The organism is Shinella pollutisoli, from assembly GCF_024609765.1.
Lineage (GTDB): Bacteria > Pseudomonadota > Alphaproteobacteria > Rhizobiales > Rhizobiaceae > Shinella > Shinella pollutisoli.
Window position 1 is genome coordinate 37,629 of sequence record NZ_JANFDG010000030.1, and the last position, 15,749, is coordinate 53,377.

17 protein-coding genes are annotated in these 15,749 nt (G+C 68.4%); 2 read left to right on the forward strand and 15 right to left on the reverse strand.

The window, feature by feature from the left end:
• Window positions 1-20 precede the first annotated feature (20 nt).
• Together NNZ72_RS20920 and NNZ72_RS20925 are read left to right on the forward strand one after the other, a co-directional pair.
• A complete protein-coding gene (locus tag NNZ72_RS20920) occupies window positions 21-977 on the forward strand; it encodes a FecR family protein (RefSeq protein WP_257317541.1) in 957 nt (318 codons plus the stop codon).
• Window positions 978-1,075: 98 nt separating this feature from the next.
• Window positions 1,076-3,529: a TonB-dependent siderophore receptor gene (locus tag NNZ72_RS20925; RefSeq protein ID WP_257317542.1), complete on the forward strand. Its 2,454-nt coding sequence runs from the start codon at window positions 1,076-1,078 to the stop codon at window positions 3,527-3,529.
• 82 nt (window positions 3,530-3,611) lie between these two features.
• Here NNZ72_RS20925 and NNZ72_RS20930 read toward each other — a convergent pair whose 3' ends face one another.
• The 15 genes from NNZ72_RS20930 to ubiV form a co-directional block, all read right to left on the reverse strand.
• On the reverse strand, window positions 3,612-4,565 hold the full coding sequence (locus tag NNZ72_RS20930; protein WP_257317543.1) for a metal ABC transporter solute-binding protein, Zn/Mn family: 954 nt from the start codon (window positions 4,563-4,565) through the stop codon (window positions 3,612-3,614).
• On the reverse strand, window positions 4,562-5,467 hold the full coding sequence (locus NNZ72_RS20935) for a metal ABC transporter permease (RefSeq protein ID WP_257317544.1): 906 nt from the start codon (window positions 5,465-5,467) through the stop codon (window positions 4,562-4,564). The genes NNZ72_RS20930 and NNZ72_RS20935 overlap by 4 nt, the downstream gene beginning before the upstream one ends.
• On the reverse strand, window positions 5,464-6,219 hold the full coding sequence (locus NNZ72_RS20940; protein WP_257317545.1) for a metal ABC transporter ATP-binding protein: 756 nt from the start codon (window positions 6,217-6,219) through the stop codon (window positions 5,464-5,466). Before NNZ72_RS20940 ends, NNZ72_RS20935 begins: the two co-directional genes overlap by 4 nt.
• Window positions 6,216-7,169, reverse strand: a complete 954-nt coding sequence (locus NNZ72_RS20945) for a metal ABC transporter solute-binding protein, Zn/Mn family (protein ID WP_257317546.1) — start codon at window positions 7,167-7,169, stop codon at window positions 6,216-6,218. The genes NNZ72_RS20940 and NNZ72_RS20945 overlap by 4 nt, the downstream gene beginning before the upstream one ends.
• Window positions 7,159-7,749 carry a DUF6162 family protein gene (locus tag NNZ72_RS20950; protein WP_257317547.1) on the reverse strand — a complete coding sequence of 197 codons (591 nt, stop codon included), beginning with the start codon at window positions 7,747-7,749 and terminating at the stop codon, window positions 7,159-7,161. The genes NNZ72_RS20945 and NNZ72_RS20950 overlap by 11 nt, the downstream gene beginning before the upstream one ends.
• Window positions 7,746-8,072, reverse strand: coding sequence for a hypothetical protein (locus NNZ72_RS20955; RefSeq protein ID WP_257317549.1), 327 nt, complete (start codon window positions 8,070-8,072; stop codon window positions 7,746-7,748). Before NNZ72_RS20955 ends, NNZ72_RS20950 begins: the two co-directional genes overlap by 4 nt.
• Entirely contained in the window at window positions 8,069-8,614 is a 546-nt protein-coding gene (locus NNZ72_RS20960) for a PA2404 family protein (RefSeq protein ID WP_257317550.1), read from the reverse strand. Before NNZ72_RS20960 ends, NNZ72_RS20955 begins: the two co-directional genes overlap by 4 nt.
• On the reverse strand, window positions 8,611-9,816 hold the full coding sequence (locus NNZ72_RS20965) for a PepSY-associated TM helix domain-containing protein (protein WP_257317551.1): 1,206 nt from the start codon (window positions 9,814-9,816) through the stop codon (window positions 8,611-8,613). Before NNZ72_RS20965 ends, NNZ72_RS20960 begins: the two co-directional genes overlap by 4 nt.
• A 101-nt stretch (window positions 9,817-9,917) precedes the next feature.
• The gene (locus NNZ72_RS20970; RefSeq protein ID WP_257317573.1) at window positions 9,918-10,622 is read right to left on the reverse strand and encodes a NapC/NirT family cytochrome c; all 705 of its coding nucleotides are present in this window, start codon (window positions 10,620-10,622) and stop codon (window positions 9,918-9,920) included.
• A gap of 2 nt (window positions 10,623-10,624) precedes the next feature.
• Window positions 10,625-11,116, reverse strand: a complete 492-nt coding sequence (locus NNZ72_RS20975) for a nitrate reductase cytochrome c-type subunit (protein ID WP_257317552.1) — start codon at window positions 11,114-11,116, stop codon at window positions 10,625-10,627.
• Window positions 11,086-13,590, reverse strand: coding sequence for a periplasmic nitrate reductase subunit alpha (gene napA, locus NNZ72_RS20980; RefSeq protein WP_257317554.1), 2,505 nt, complete (start codon window positions 13,588-13,590; stop codon window positions 11,086-11,088). The genes NNZ72_RS20975 and napA overlap by 31 nt, the downstream gene beginning before the upstream one ends.
• Entirely contained in the window at window positions 13,565-13,849 is a 285-nt protein-coding gene (locus tag NNZ72_RS20985) for a chaperone NapD (RefSeq protein WP_257317555.1), read from the reverse strand. Before NNZ72_RS20985 ends, napA begins: the two co-directional genes overlap by 26 nt.
• Complete coding sequence (napF, locus tag NNZ72_RS20990; RefSeq protein WP_257317556.1) at window positions 13,842-14,342, reverse strand: ferredoxin-type protein NapF; 501 nt, start codon at window positions 14,340-14,342, stop codon at window positions 13,842-13,844. The genes NNZ72_RS20985 and napF overlap by 8 nt, the downstream gene beginning before the upstream one ends.
• A 9-nt stretch (window positions 14,343-14,351) precedes the next feature.
• On the reverse strand, window positions 14,352-14,534 hold the full coding sequence (gene napE / locus NNZ72_RS20995; protein ID WP_371747800.1) for a periplasmic nitrate reductase, NapE protein: 183 nt from the start codon (window positions 14,532-14,534) through the stop codon (window positions 14,352-14,354).
• A gap of 269 nt (window positions 14,535-14,803) precedes the next feature.
• A complete protein-coding gene (gene ubiV, locus NNZ72_RS21000) occupies window positions 14,804-15,739 on the reverse strand; it encodes a ubiquinone anaerobic biosynthesis protein UbiV (RefSeq protein WP_257317558.1) in 936 nt (311 codons plus the stop codon).
• Window positions 15,740-15,749 lie beyond the last annotated feature (10 nt).

Genomic DNA, 15,749 nt, shown 5'->3' on the forward strand with positions numbered 1-15,749 from the left:
AATCGCGTGGAGAACCATCAATGAGCGAGCTGCCCGAGGAGAGGCGCCTGTTTCGCGAGGCGGCCGACCTCGCCATCCGCCTGCAGGGCGACCCGGACAACCGCGTGGCAATCGACACGGTGCGCGCGTGGATCTCCCGCAGCGCCGCCCACCGCGAGGCCTGGGCGCGGGTCGCCGAAATCCACGGCATGACCGGCCGCATCCTGACGGAACGCTACGACGCGGCGGAGCGCCCCGCGCAGGGCGCCGGCCGGCGCACGTTCATGATCGCGGCCCTTGCCGGCGCCGGTGCGCTTGCGGCCGGCTCGCTCACCCTTCCCGATCTCCTGGTCGGTCTCCGCGCGGACTACGTCACGGCGACCGGCGAGATCCGCCGCATCGACCTTGCCGACGGCAGCGTGGTGACGCTCGGGCCGGCGAGCGCGATCGCGGTCGACTATGCGCCGTCGCACCGGACCGTCCGGCTGCTGTCGGGCATGGCCTATTTCGAGGTCGCGGCCGATCTGTCCCGTCCCTTCTCGGTGCTTTCCGACGACGTCGCGGCGACCGCGCTCGGCACCGCCTACGATGTCTCGAACGATGCCGGCATCGTCTCCGTCTCCGTCGACCACGGGCGGGTGGCCGCGCGGATCGTCGACGGCACGGCCGGCGAGGAGCTTGCCGCCGGCGACTGGATCGTCTTCGACCCGGCGACCCACGGCATCGCCGGCCGCGGCACGCGCGAGGCCTCGCAGATCGCCGCCTGGCGCAGCGGCATGATCGTCGCCGAACGCGAGACCGTCGCCGCGCTGATCGCCCGCGTCTCCCGCTGGCTGCCCGGCAAGGTCGTCGTGGCCGACCCCTTCCTGGGCTCGCGCCTGGTGAGCGGCGTCTTCGACCTCGGCGATCCCGTCCGTGCGCTGGAGGCCGTCGTGCGGCCGTTCGGCGCCCGGGTCCGCCGGATCGCGCCGCTCGTGACGGTCGTCTCGCCGGTCTAGCCATCGAAAGGGAAAAAATCCGCACCCCGCTCGTAGAGGACTGTAGGGACGCGCGGCGACGCCGTGCCGACGACAGTTCAGGATGGAGTGCTTTTTCGATGCGACGGGGATATCAAGACGGGCTTGCGGGTATCGGCCGGAAGGCCCTGCTGGCGACGATGCTGACGACGGCGGCCTTCGCCGCGGACACATTCGCGGGCGCCGCGCCCGCCTTCGCCCAGGTGCAGACCTATTCCATCCCCGCAGGACCGCTCGCAGCCGCCCTCGCCGCCTTCGGCCGGCAGTCGGGCACGCAGATCTCCTATGACGCCTCGATCGCCCGCGGCAAGACCTCGCCGGGCCTCTCCGGATCGGCGAGCCGCGAGGAGGCGATCGCCCGCCTGCTTTCCGGCACCGGCCTCAACCATTCCTTCACCGACCCGTCCTCCATCCTCGTCACCGCGCCGGCGGCCGACCTCGGCGGCGTGCCCGCCGACGGATCGACCGTGCTGGAGCGGATCACCGTCGGCGGCGGCGAGACGGCCTGGGGACCCGTCGACGGCTTCGTCGCCACGCGCAGCGCGAGCGGCACGAAGACGGACACGCCGCTGGTCGAGACGCCGCAGTCGATCTCCGTCGTCACGCGCGACCAGATCGAGAAGCAGGGCGCCCAGCGGCTGGAGGACGCGCTCACCTACACGCCGGGCGTCAGCGTCGGCAGCTACGGCTTCAACCCCGAGCAGGACTACGTCTTCATGCGCGGCTTCCAGGTGCCCTTCTTCCTGGACGGCACCCGCCAGTACCGGGACTACATCGTCGGCGCCCAGCTCGGCGTCGAGCCCTACGGGCTGGAGCGCATCGAGACGGTGCGCGGTCCCGCCTCCGTTCTCTACGGCCAGATCGCGCCGGGCGGCATCGTCAACCAGGTCGCCAAGCGGCCGACGCCCGAGCCGCTGCGGGAGGTGCAGCTCACCCTCGGCGATCCCCGCCGCCTGCAGGCCGCCTTCGACTTCAGCGGGCCGGTCGGCGAGGACGACGTGCTCCGCTACCGCCTGACCGGCCTCGCCCGCAGTGCCGACGGGCAGATGGACTTCCAGGGCGACGACCGCCTCTTCATCGCCCCGGCCCTCACCTGGTCGCCGGACGCCGACACCACGCTCACCGTCTTCGGCCAGCTCCAGCACGACAAGGATGCGCTGCGGCCGGTGCCGCTGCCCGCCTTCGGCACGCTGTTCGACAGCGTCCACGGCAGGATCCCGCGCGACCGCTTCCTGGGCGAGCCCGGCTTCGACGACTTCGACCGCAAGCAATATTCGACCGGCTACGAGTTCGAGCACCGCTTCAACGATACCTGGAGCGTCCGGCAGAACCTGCGCTACACGCATGTCGACCAGACCGAGGACTACACGCTGACGGCCTTCGACTACGGCTCCTTCGCCCTCGACGGACGCACGGTCGACCGCACCGGCTGGCACGACGTCAACGAGATCGGCACGCTCGGCATCGACAACCAGCTTATCGGCGAGTTCGACACCGGCGACCTCGCCCACAAGCTGATCCTCGGCCTCGACTATTCGCGGTCGCGCAGCGACTGGCGCTTCGCCTCGGCGACGCTCGACCCGATCGACGCCTTCGACCCGGTCTACGATTCGCCGATCGGCCCGCTCGTGCCGACGATCTCCGAGCTCAAGACCGCCACCCAGCTCGGCGTCTACGCGCAGGACCAGATCGCCTGGGACAACTGGCGGCTCACGCTCGGCGGCCGCTACGACTGGGCGAAGGGCACGACGACGGATCGCTTCGCCGCCGTCAGCACGACGCAGAAGGACGAGGCCTTCACCGGCCGCGTCGGCCTCGGCTATCTCTTCGACAACGGACTGGCGCCGTACGTCAGCTATTCGACGTCCTTCGAGCCGGAAATCGGCCTCGACGGCAACGGCGATCCCTTCAAGCCGACGACCGCGCAGCAATACGAGGTCGGCATCAAGTACCAGCCCGTCGGCGGGGAGAGCTTCGTCGCCCTCTCGGTCTTCGATCTCACGCGCCAGAACATCCGCACGCGCGACCTCAACCCGCCGCCCACCAATCCCTGGGCGGAGACGCAGACCGGGGAAGCGCGCGTGCGCGGCTTCGAGGCGGAGGCGAAGGTCAGCCTCACCGACCGTTTCGACCTCGTCGGCGCCTATACCTATCTCGATTCCGAGATCACCAGGAGCAACAATCCCGATCTCGGCAAGCCGCTCTTCCTGACGCCGCGCCACCAAGTGGCGCTGTGGGCCAACTATACGGTGGAGGACGGTGCCGCCGCCGGCCTCGGCGCCGGGGTCGGCATGCGCTACCGCGGCAAGGTCTGGGGATCGTCCCACGAGATCGAGGTGCCGGCCTATACCCTGTTCGACGCCAGCCTCACCTACGACTTCGGCAAGGCGAACCCCGAGCTCGCCGGACTGGACCTCACCGTCAGCGCCCGCAACATCTTCGACAAGAAGTACCTCTCGACCTGCTCCTTCTGGGAAGGCTGCTTCTACGGCGAAGGCCGCAACGTGACGGCCACGCTGAAATACCGCTGGTGACACGCACCGGCATCGACGCCCGGACCTGCCCTGCCGCGACACCGCAGCAGGGCAAATCGTTCGCTGCGCCGAAGCCCGCGCTTCAGCCGGACCGGAACACGGCCTTCAGCCTTTCGAGATTGGCCGCCACGACTCCGGCGATATCCGCGCTGCCGCCTTCGACATCGGCGAGCACGGCCGTCTTCACCCCCGCAAGACCCTCTGCGAGATCGGGACCCGGTTCGCCGTCGAGAAGGACGGCCGACACGCCGTTCGCCGCGATCCAGGCGGCAAGCTTCGCCGCCCGCTCGGCCGTCCATTCGTTGGGCGCGGCCGTGATGGAGGCGAGGAGGTCGATGCCGAGGTCGGCCGCGAGATAGGCGAAGTGCGGCGAGAGCGCGACGGCCGTCAGGTCGTCGGCTTCGGCGAGCGCCACGTCGGCATCCGCCTTCAGCGAAAGGAGCGCCCGCTTGAGATTGGCGAGATTGGCGGCGATCGCCTCGGCCGACGACGGATCGAGGCGGGAAAGATCGGCCGCCAGCACGTCCGCCATGCGGCCCAGGCTGCTCGGCGCGAGCCAGGGCGCGGAGCCTTCACCCGTCGCGGGCATCGGCGAGAGACCGAGCGCGGCATGGACGGCGCCGTCGTCGGAGGGTTCGGCGATGGCGATGCCGTTCAGGGCACCGTCGAGCGGGCGACCGGCATCGATCTCGACGATGCGGATGTTGGCGCGCCGGGCATGCGGATAGAGCGGGTCCTCCGGCCAGAAGGAGCGGAAGGTGACGACCGCATCCGCTTCCACCGCCGCTTCCGCCAAAGTGGCCCGGCCGCGCCCGGCGAGATAGGCGGCGAGCCGCGTGGCCGGCAGCTTGGCCGGCTGGACCGCCGCGACGGCGATCGCGCTCCCTTTCGTCAGCGTCGAGGCGAGGGCGAAGGCGGCCGGATGGGCGGTCAGCACGCGGGTGGCCGCCGACGCCGCGGCGGGGCCGGGAAAGGCCGCGACAGGCACGGCGAGCGTTGCCGACAGCAGCCGGCGGCGGGAGAGGCGGCCGTTCATGCGGGGTCTCCTTTGAGGGCGGGAAGGACCGCGCGCGCGGCCGTGCAGCCGAGGAAGAGGATGCCGGCGCAGAGGATGATCGCCGCGCCCGACGGCACGGGCAGATCGAGCTCCATCGGGATCAGGATGCCGGCAAGCGTCGCGACGAGCGCGAAGAGGACCGAGAGCGCGACGAAGCCCTTCAGCGAGCGCGACACCGTGCGCGCCGCCGCCGCGGGGATGACCAGCAGCGCGCCGACGAGGATCGCGCCAATGATCTTGACGCTTGCCACCGTCACCACCGTCACCAGCATGACGAAGAGATAGTCGAGCGCCTTGACCGGCACGCCGCGCACCGACGCGAGCGTCGGGTTGAAGCTCGCCGCCATGAAGCGGTTGAAGAAGAAAGCCGTCAGCGCGAGGACGACGAGGCCGACGCCGGCGAGGATCGCGATGTCCGTGCCGGAGACGGTCAGGATCGACCCGAACAGCACGTTCTCCAGGATGTGGATGTTGATGCGGCCGGCGAGCACGAGCAGGATGCTCGCCCCGAGCGCCAGCGACATGGAGAGGAACACGCCGATCAGCGTGTCGGCAGAAAGGCCGGTGCGGTTCCTCAGGTAATTGAGCGCGATGCCGAAGATCAGGCAGTAGCCGAAGAGCGCGCCGTAGGGGCCGGTATAGGGCTCACCCGCGAGGATGCCGATCGCCACCCCCGTCAGCGCCGCATGGCCGACGGCCTCCGAGAAGAAGGCATGGCGCTTGACCACGACCAGCGTGCCGAGCCCGCCGAGCACCGGTCCGGCGATGAGCCCCGCCAGGAGCGCGTTGACCGCAAAGCCGTAGGCGAGCGACGGCGGGAGATAGCCGCCCTCCGCGAGCGCCTGCACCCATTGCCGGAAGGCCTCGAACCCCGTGCTCATGCCGCACCCCCTGCCCGGTGCGAGAACAGCGCCAGCACGCGCTCCGGCGTCAGCTCAGCCTCCGGCACGCCGTCGAACAGCACGCCGCGGCTGAGCCCGGTGACGCGATCCGCCAGACGCCGCACGGCGGCAAGATCGTGCTCGATCCAGACGACGGTGGTGCCGCGCGCCGCCAGCGCTCCGACCAGGGTCTCGAAGATGAGCGCGCCCGCCTCGTCGAGCGCGGCCATCGGTTCGTCGAGCACCAGAAGGTCGGGCGCCGGCATCAGGCCTTGCGCCAGCATCACCCGCTGCCGCTCGCCGCCGGAAAGCGCGCCCATGCGCCGCCCCGCCTTGCCTTCCATGCCGACCTCGGCGAGCGCGGCGAGGATGGCCGCCCTCACCGGAGCCTTCGGCGGCAGGAAGGCCGGGCGTTGGGTTACGAGCGCCGACAGGAAGTCCATCACCGTCATCGGCAGGCCGCGGTCGAACTCCAGCGCCTGCGGCACGTAGCCGATGCGCCCCGGCGCACCCGGCCAGTCGATGCGCACCGTCCCCCCGTGCGGCGCCTGGCCGAGCAGGCAGCGCACCAGCGAGGATTTCCCTCCACCGTTCGGGCCGACGATGGCATGGACCGTGCCCGCCTCGATCGAAAGGTCGATACCGGCGAGGATCTGCGTGCGGCCGAGGAGGAGCGAGACGCGTTCGAAGGCGACGGCGGGTCCCCTCGCGGCGACCGGCGAAACGGCAGGAGGTAAGACGGGCGCGTTCATCGGTCCGCTCCCGCGCCGGCCTGCTCGCGGATCGCCTTCACCACGGTCGCGAAATTCTCCGCCATCTCGACCTCGAATTTTTCCGGCGTGTATTCGCCGTAGATGATGTGGGAAAGCGGATAGAGCCTTATGCCCGTCTCGCGCTCGATGGTCTCCACGTAGGTCGATGGGAAATTGAGCTCGGAGAAGATCACCTTCACGTCGAGCGCCCGGATCGCATCGATGGTCCTGGCAAGCTGGGCCGGGCTCGGCTCGATGCCGTGCGCCGGCTCGACCACCGCCGTCACCTCGAGGCCGAACTCGCGCAGCAGATAGTCGTAGGCGCCGTGGATCGTGGCGACGCGGAAGCTCGCCCCCGGCATCTCCTTCAACTCGGAAAGCGCGACGGCGCGGATCTTCCGCAGGCGCCTGGCATAGGCGCGGGCATTGTTCGCGTATTCCGCCGCGTTGCCGGGGTCGAGCCGGCCGAGCTCGCGGGCGATGGTCTGCACCTGGCTGACGGCGCCGGAGATCGACAGGAACGTATGGGAGTTCACAACCTGGCCGGAGATCGTGCGGCTGTTGCCCATGCGGCTCGACACGCCGCCGACGGCGGCAAGCAGCGGCACGTCGCGATTGGCCTCGATCACCGGGATGGACGGGTTTTGCGAGGCGGCGATCATCCGCTCGGCGAAATCGTCGTGGCCGATGCCGTTCAGCACCACGACGTCGAGCGTCCCGACGCGGCGGATGTCCTCGGCCCGCGGCTCGTAGGCATGCGGATTGAAGCCGACCGGGATCAGCGGCACCGTCTCGGCCCTGTCCCCGACGATGTTGGCGACGAAGGCATAATAGGGATGCAGCGTCACGCCGATCCGCAGCCGCCGGCCGGCAGCGCGGGCAGGCGGGCCCGACAGGAGGAACGCCGCGGCACCCGCGACGAGCGAACGGCGCGACAGCCTAGCGGTCATGGGCATGGCCCCGCGTCACCGAGGCGTCGTAGCTGCTGACGACCTCCTTCCAGCCGGCGGCGATCAGCGCCTCGTCGGACAGGCCGGGAACGGCGGCATCCGCCGAGCGGTCGAGCCAGACGGAAACGGCCCTGTCCTCCGTCGCGATGCGCAGGAGCAGCGAGCCCGCGGCATCCGGCGCGGCGGATCGGCCGAGCCATGCGGCAAACCCGTCGGCCGCCGGAACGAGGCTCCAGGCATGGCCGCCGCGCCCCGCCGTCGTCGCGTCCCTCGCAAAAGGCGGCAGCGCATCCTCCGCCAGTTCCTCGGGCGTCGGCACGCCGCCGCCTTCGAGCGCGAAGGCGATGTCGTCGGCCGCGACCCGGAGATCGGCATTGATGCCCTGCTCGGCCGCCGTCAGGCCGTCGCGCGCGTCGACCTGCCATGCCTGCGTGGCGACGGCCTCCGGTGCGCGCGTGCGCAATCCCACCGCCGTTCCGGCGGCAAGCAGGATCGCCAGGCAGAGCAGTGCCACGAAGAGCGTCTCCCGCTCGGCGCCGGCGGGCCGGACGACGACGCGCGTTCCCTGCCCTGCCGTCATGGCGCGAGACCGTCGATGTCGCGCCAGTCCACCTCGACCACATGGCCCGGCCCTGCGTCGAACAGGACGTAGAATTCACCCGCCGGCCGCTCGAAATGCACGGTCGAATCCGGCCCGAACTTGCCGGGAACGAGGATCTCCTCGTCGTAGGAAATGACGTCGAGGGTCACGCCTTCGGCGCCCGTTCCGTCGGAAAAGCCGCCCCTGCAGACGATCTGCCCGTTCTCCATGGCGCAGGTGCAATAGGGGTAGTGCGCCCGGGCGGGGGATGCGAGGCAGGCCGCCGCCAGCCCGGCCGCAAGCGCCAGGATCCGTCTTCTCATCGCATTTCTCCGCGTTCCTTCAGCCACGCGACCGTGGCGGGTGATGCTTCGGCGAGCGGAATGGCCGTCTGGTGGACGGCGCCGTCCCAGCCCTCGACGGTGAGCCAGAGCTCGTCGTCAGGCACGGCCCGCTCCGGAATGGGCACATCCACCGTCTGGCGGTAGGGGCTGCCGGAGAGGACGACGCCGGCCGCCCGCAGCGAGCGCGGCTTGCCGATCCGGAAATAGCTCGCCTTGATGCGGTCGGCGTCCTCCGGGCTCCAGCGGATGGCGAAGGTCTTCATATGGCCGGCGAGGCCCTGGTCGATCGGTGCGTCGGCGGTGTATTCGGCGACGCTCACGTGCCACGGGCCGACCGCCTTCATGCCGAGTTCGCGCTGGCCGAGGCCGGAATCGCCGAAGAACAGCGCCTCGTCCCGGAAGAAGCGCGGTCCGGCGGAGATCGGGATGATGAGGAGCAGGACGCTCAGATGGAAGCGCCAGCCGTGCCGGCCGCCGGGCAGGCCGGCATGGGGATTGGCCTTCGGCCTGACGGTGCTCATTCCGCAGCCTCCCCGACGTGGCCGGCCGCATCGAGGGCGCGCCCGGTCCTCGCCCCGCGGACGAGCTTGGCGGTCGCCTGTGCCGTGCGCTTCGTCCAGATCATCATTCCGGAGAACACCATCATCGTCAGCAGCAGTCCGAAGACGAAATAGACGAGCTTCAGCCAGAGCCCGGCGAAATCGCCGGTGTGCAGTGGGCGCATGCTCTCCGTGACGAGTTCCAGCGCCGAGCGGTCGGACACCCGGCGCGTCCACTCGATCTTGCCGTTGTAGGGATTGACGTTGGCGGTCTCGAAGATCAGCGGATAGGCGCCGCGCCCGCCGACGACGATATGGCTGAAGGCATTGGCCGGCAGCGACACGAAGTCGAAGCTCAGGTCCGGGAACTGCTCGCGAACGAGCGCACCCGCCCGGTCGAGCGATATCCACGGCGCCTTCGCCCTGCCTTCGGCCGGCACGTCCTCGCGCGCGACGATGGGCGGCACGCCCGCCGTCGACACCGTGACGTTGTTGTCGACGAGGATCTGCTGGATCAGGAACCAGCCCGCCGTCACCGCCATGATGGCGATGAACGGCACCGACCAGATGCCGGCGAGCCGGTGGAGGTCGCCCCAGAAGATGCGCGCGCCGTTGCGCAGACGCAGCCGCGGATGGAGATAGCCGCGCCAGAACTTCTTGTAGACGACGAGCCCGGTCACCAGCGATCCCAGCATCGGGATCGACAGCGCCGAGACGAGATACCAGCCCCAGTTGCTCGCGCCGACGAAGGGCACGAGCAGCCAGCCGTGCAGCGCCCGCATGAAATAACGGAAGTCGAACGCGCCGCCGACGCCCTGGATGGCCCCGGTATAGGGATTGACGAAGAGCGAGCGCGACCTGCCGTCCGGATAGGTCACGCCGACGTCAAGCGCGAAGATCGACTTCACCGGCCGCGCGATATAGGTCACCGCCACGCCGGGCTGCGCCTTTTCCACGGCGGCGAGCACCGCGTCGTAGCCGAGCGGGACGGCGTCGGCCGCCGGACGGTTCGCCCGCACCTCCGGCTTCGCGAGCCAGACGATCTCCTGGCTCACCGTGGCGATCGTCCCGGTCAGACAGACGAAGAAGACGAAGATCCACAGCGGCAGCGCGAGCCAGCTATGGATGATCAGCCACAGGCGGGACGCCTTCTTCTTGTCCCTCGCGGGCCGGGTCGCTTGCATGGGATTCCACATTCCGAAACGGGCGAGACAATGCCTCTATCCGTTAAGACGAACGGAGGAGGCCCGCGTCACACCCCGGAAGGTGAAATATTTTTCCAAGCTTAGAACGCGGCCGCACCGTGCGCGCTGGCGACGGCCCGGCGCAGGTCGCCGATCGCGTCGTTCGAGGCGGCGGGAAGCATCTCGCCCTCGAGCTCGCGCGGCATCTTCCAGCCGGGATCGATGCCCTCCATGTTGGGCAGCTCGTGGGCGATGCCCTTGTGGCAGTCGATGCAGGTCGCCTTGCCGGTCAGCAGGAATTTCGAATGGATGTCGGCGGCGCGCTGCGTCTGCTTGGTGAAGTCCATCGCCACGGAGGAATGACAGTTGCGGCATTCCAGGCTGTCGTTGGCCTTCAGCCGCGCCCATTCGTGCTTGGCGAGCTCCAGCCGGTGGTTGAGGAATTTCTCGCGCGTGTTGATCGTGCCGAAGATCTTGCCCCAGACCTCCTTCGACGCCTGCATCTTGCGGGCGATCTTGTCGGTCCATTCGTGCGGCACGTGGCAATCCGGACAGGAGGCGCGCACGCCGGAGCGGTTGGTGAAATGCACCGTGTTGGTCAGCTCCTGATAGACGTTGTCGCGCATCTCGTGGCATGTGGTGCAGAATTTCTCGGTGTTGGTGAGCTCCAGCGCGGTGTTGAAGGCACCCCAGAACATCACCCCGCCGATGAAGCCGCCCAGCGTCAGGAAGGCAAGGCTCAGCGTCGCCGCCGGCATGGTCAGAAGGCCCCAGACCCAGACGAGGATTGCCTTGATGCGTGCCATCATCACTCGCTTCCCGCCTTCGTGACGCCCAGTTCGCTCATGTCCTTGAACGTGTTGCCGACGAGGGGCTTGTGATCGGCCTGCGGCACGTGGCAGGCCGTGCAGAAGTAGCGGCGCGGCGAGACGTCCGCGAGCATCTGCCCCTCCCGCGTCATGTAGTGGGTGATGCTGATCATCGGCGCGCCGGCGTCCTGCGAGAACTCGCGCTTGTGGCAGGAGAGACAGCGGTTGGTGTTGACGGACAGCTGGTAGCCGTCGATCGAATGCGGGATGATCGGCGGCTGCTCGGGATAGGCGCGCATCTTGCGCACGTCGTCGACAACCCACTTCGGCAGCGGATCGGCCGGCAGCGTCTGCATCTTGTCGCCCTCAGGCCCCGAAAGCGAGGGGACCATCTGCGCCATGGCGCCGGTGGCGACGACGGCCGCGGCGATCGCAGCCAGGATCCATCGGGGACTTGGGATCAGGCGACGGGTTCGATCTTGACTGCGCATTTCTTGAAATCCGTCTGTTTCGAGATGGGATCGGTGGCGTCGAGCGTGACCTTGTTGATGAGCTGGCTGGCGTCGAACCACGGCACGAAGATCACGCCGGGCGGCATGCGGTTGCGCCCGCGCGTCTCGACGCGCGAGCGGATCTCGCCGCGCCGCGAGATGATGCGGATCTCAGACCCCTGGTTGAGGCCGCGCTTGCGGGCGTCGTCCGCGTTCATGAAGCAGCGCGCGCCGGGGAAGGCCTTGTAGAGCTCGGGCACGCGCATGGTCATCGAGCCGGAATGCCAGTGCTCCAGCACGCGGCCGGTGACGAGCCAGATGTCGAACTCGTCGTCCGGCGATTCCGCCGGCGGCTCGTAGGGCACGGCGATGATGGCGGCCTTGCCGTCGGCGTTGCCGTAGAACTTCACCCCTTCGCCGGGCTTGACGTAGGGATCGTAGCCCTCGCGGTAGCGCCAGAGCGTCTCCTTGCCGTCGACGACCGGCCAGCGCAGGCCGCGCACCTCGTGATAGGTCTCGTAGGGCGCAAGATCGTGGCCGTGGCCGCGGCCGAAGGCGGCATATTCCTCGAAGATGCCCTTCTGGATGTAGAAGCCGAAGGCCTTCGCCTCGACGTTCTCGTGGTCCGGGCTGATCTCGGACAGCGGGAACTTCGCCACGTCGCTCTCGGCGAACAGCACCTGGTAGAGCGTCTTGCCCTTGTAGCCGGGATTGGCGTCGAGGATGTCGGCCGGCCAGACCTCGTCCGTGGTGAAGCGCTTGGAGAACTCGACCATCTGCCAGAGGTCGGAGCGCGCCTCGCCCGGCGCCTGTACGAGCTGGTGCCAGACATGGGTGCGCCGCTCGGCATTGCCGTAGGCGCCCTCCTTCTCCACCCACATGGCGGCCGGCAGAACGAGGTCGGCGCTCATCGCCGTGATCGTCGGATAGGCGTCGGAGACGACGATGAAGTTCTCCGGGTTGCGATAGCCCTGGTAGGTCTCGTTCGCGGTGTTGGGGCCGGCCTGCACGTTGTTGTTGACCTGCACCCAGTAGAACGAGAGCTTGCCGTCCTTCAGCATGCGGTCCTGCTGGACGGCGTGATAGCCGGGCTTGTCCGGCAGGAGGCCGTGCGGCACGCGCCAGATCTCCTCGGCGTGCTTGCGGTGCTCCGGATTGGTGACGACCATGTCGGCCGGCAGGCGATGGGCGAAGGTGCCGACCTCGCGCGCCGTGCCGCAGGCCGACGGCTGGCCGGTCAGCGAGAACGGACTGTTGCCCGGCTCGGAGATCTTTCCGGTGAGCAGGTGCAGGTTGTAGACCATCTGGTTCGCCCAGACGCCGCGCACGTGCTGGTTGAAGCCCATGGTCCAGAGCGACATGACCTTGCGGTTCGGGTCCGCGTAGAGCTCGGCGAGCTGTTCGAGGAAGCCGGCCTCGACGCCGGTCATCTCGACCGCCTTCTCCAGCGTGTATTCGGAGACGAAGGCCTTGAAGGCCTCGAAGTCGATCGGCTCCGTCTTGCCGGGATCGGCGGCGTTGGCCGCATTGACCTCGACCGGATTGTCGGGCCTCAGCCCGTAGCCGATATCGGTGACGCCGCGCACGAACTTCGCGTGATTGCGTACGAAGTCCTCGTTCACCCGGCCGGTCTGGATGATGTGATTGGCGATGTAGTTGAGGATCACCAGGTCGGTGCCCGGCTTGAACACCATCGGGATGTCGGCGAGGTCCATGCTGCGATGGGTGAAGGTGGAGAGCACCGCCACGCGCACATGCTCGTGGCCGAGCCGCCGGTCGGCGATGCGCGTCCACAGGATCGGATGCATCTCGGCCATGTTCGAGCCCCACAGCACGAAGGCGTCGGCATGCTCGAAATCGTCGTAGCAGCCCATCGGCTCGTCCATGCCGAAGGTGCGCATGAAGGCGACGGCGGCCGACGCCATGCAATGGCGGGCGTTCGGGTCGAGATTGTTGGAGCGGAAGCCGGCGCGCATCAGCTTGGTCGCCGCATAGCCCTCGAAGATCGTCCACTGACCGGAGCCGAACATGCCGACGGCCGTCGGCCCCTTCTCCTTCAGCACCTTCTTGGCCTGCTCGGCCATCACGTCGAAAGCCTCTTCCCAGGTCACGGGCTCGAACTCGCCGTCCTTGGCGTAGACGCCGTTCCGCTTGCGCAGAAGCGGCGTCGTCAGGCGGTCCTCGCCATACATGATCTTCGACAGGAAATAGCCCTTGATGCAGTTGAGGCCGCGGTTGACCTCGGCCTGCATGTCGCCGTGCGTGGCGACGACCTTGCCCTCCTTGACGCCCACCATGACGCCGCAGCCGGTGCCGCAGAAGCGGCAGGGCGCCTTGTCCCACTTGATCTCCAGCGCGCTCACCCCGCCCGGGACGGGCTGGGCCGCGGCCGGAAGCGCGATGCCGGCCGCCGCCGCGGCGACGCTGGCCGCCTGGGCTTTCAGGATGTCACGCCGCGTCAGTTCGCTGCCCATGCACCTTTTCCTCTTCCATTTCGACATGTTCGAAAACCATGTTCGCCGCGATCACGCCGTCGAGCGTGGAGATGCGCATCAGCGTATCGCCGAGCACGCCCGTCGACGGCCCCTCGATGACGACGACGATCTTGCCTCTCCCGGCGCCGTGCACCTCGACGTTCTCAAGCCCGGCGAGTGCGGCGAGCACGCTGTCGGCGCTCTCCGGCTTCACGGCGATCACGGCGCTCGAGATATGATGCTGCCGCCTGTCACGCATAGGCGGCCTCCACGGCGCGGGGCGCGGTCGCGACCGCGCCGACGGGACAGACGGCGATGCAGGCACCGCACCCCGTGCAGGCCTCGGCGTCCAGCTCCGGCACGAAGGGGCCGCCGCGAACCGGGCGGAAGCGGATCGCCGCCGCGGGACAGGCGTCCCGGCAGGCCTGGCAGTCGACGCCTCGGAACGGCAGGCAGGATGCGGAAATGGCCGCGACATGGTCGAAACGGCCGGCGGCGCCGTCGCTGAACACCGGCTCGGGACAGCTTTCCGCACAGACGCCGCAGAAGGTGCATTCGCCCGCCGCGAAATCCAACGCCGGCAACCCGTCGACGAGGCTGACGATGGCGGCGGGACAGCGCTCGACGCAGGCCCCGCAGCCGGTGCAGGCGGCGAGGCCTTGTTCCTCGACGCCCGGCGGGCGGATGCGGGCGACCCCGTCATGCCGGCCGCCTCTCAGGAAATCCCGCCTGGACAACGCCTCCCGTCCCATGGCCGGCCCTCAGTGACCGGTCGGGCCCGGCGGGCCGTAGACGATCTGGAACATCCAGACGAGGAAGCCGTAACCGCCGACCACGCCCACCGCGACGATGGGCCAGATGCCGAAGGCGAGGACGAGGAAGGTGATCAATTCCCGGCGCCGGCGCGATCCCGGCGCGGTCTGGGGCGGCTGCTCTGTCGACAGTTCGGACAATGCACGCCTCCTCCGCGCGACAAATCATTGCCCCGATACTAGCATCGACGCCCGGAAAGGAAAGCAGAATAAACTATACTTTTTTACTCATGAAATCAAAATGACAGAATCGATTGTCGATATATACATGTAAATATAACGATCCAAAGTATTGATTCACTAAATTGTGAACAATACGAAATGGTACGAATTGAAAATTTTCAAGAAATTAGAATATACGCATTCTCTGAACGATATTATTCGAGCGTTGCTCCGGAACATCATCCGTGCGCCACCGCCGCATTCCGGCCGCGGGAGACCCATGCCGCGCCCTCCTTCTGGTGCAGGAAGCCATTCGAGAAGGGCACGCCCGGATAGGCTTCCGCCAGCCCGGCGAGCGCTTCCCGCCCGTCCATCTCCCCGTCCAGAACCGCGCGATAGAGGGCTGCGACCCGCACCATGTCGCAGTCCTGCGGCGAGAGCCGGACGCGGGAAAGGCCCGCTTCCACCAGCGGCGCGAGGTCGTCGACCAGCACCGCGCAGGTGTTCGACATGGTCTGCACCCCGTTCAGCACTAGGAAGGATTGCCGGTCGAGCGTGCGCAGCGGCAGTCCGTCCGGATCCTCGCCGCAGATGAACTGGCAATTGTCCTTGGTCAGCCCCTTGGAGCGCGCATGGGCGCAGCGCGCGGAGATGGCGAGCGGCATGCGGCCGAAGGCGAAGAGCTCGAAGGAGAAGCCGGGCATGGCGGCAAGCATCTGCAGGATGGAGCCCGCCGGCAGCTCCGGCGGCAGACAGATGTTGTCCGCGCCGCGCGCGGCGAGCATGCGCGCCGTCGCCGCGTTGTAGACGTTGACGAGCGGGCCGATCGAATGCGGCTTGCCCTTGACGAGGCCGAGCGCGGAGAGGTCGTTCGCCTCGACCGGATGGGCGCTGTCGCGGATCAGGTCGCGCACGTGACGGCTTTCGCGCTCCAGCGTCACCATGGCGAGCGTCGACAGCGTCACGCGCTTGCCGGCCGCTTCCAGCCGCTCGACCACCTCGGCGATGTGCGGCTCGCTGAAATGCTGCCGCTTTGAGCAGACCGTCTCGCCGAGCGTGACGTGCTCCACCGGCGCCTCGTCGGCGATACGGAAGTAGAAGTCGCGCCATTTCGGCCCGTCCCAGAGAAAATAGACCGGCCCGAGGCTGAGCGCCGGCTTGCTTGTCTCCGTCATGTCGTCTCCT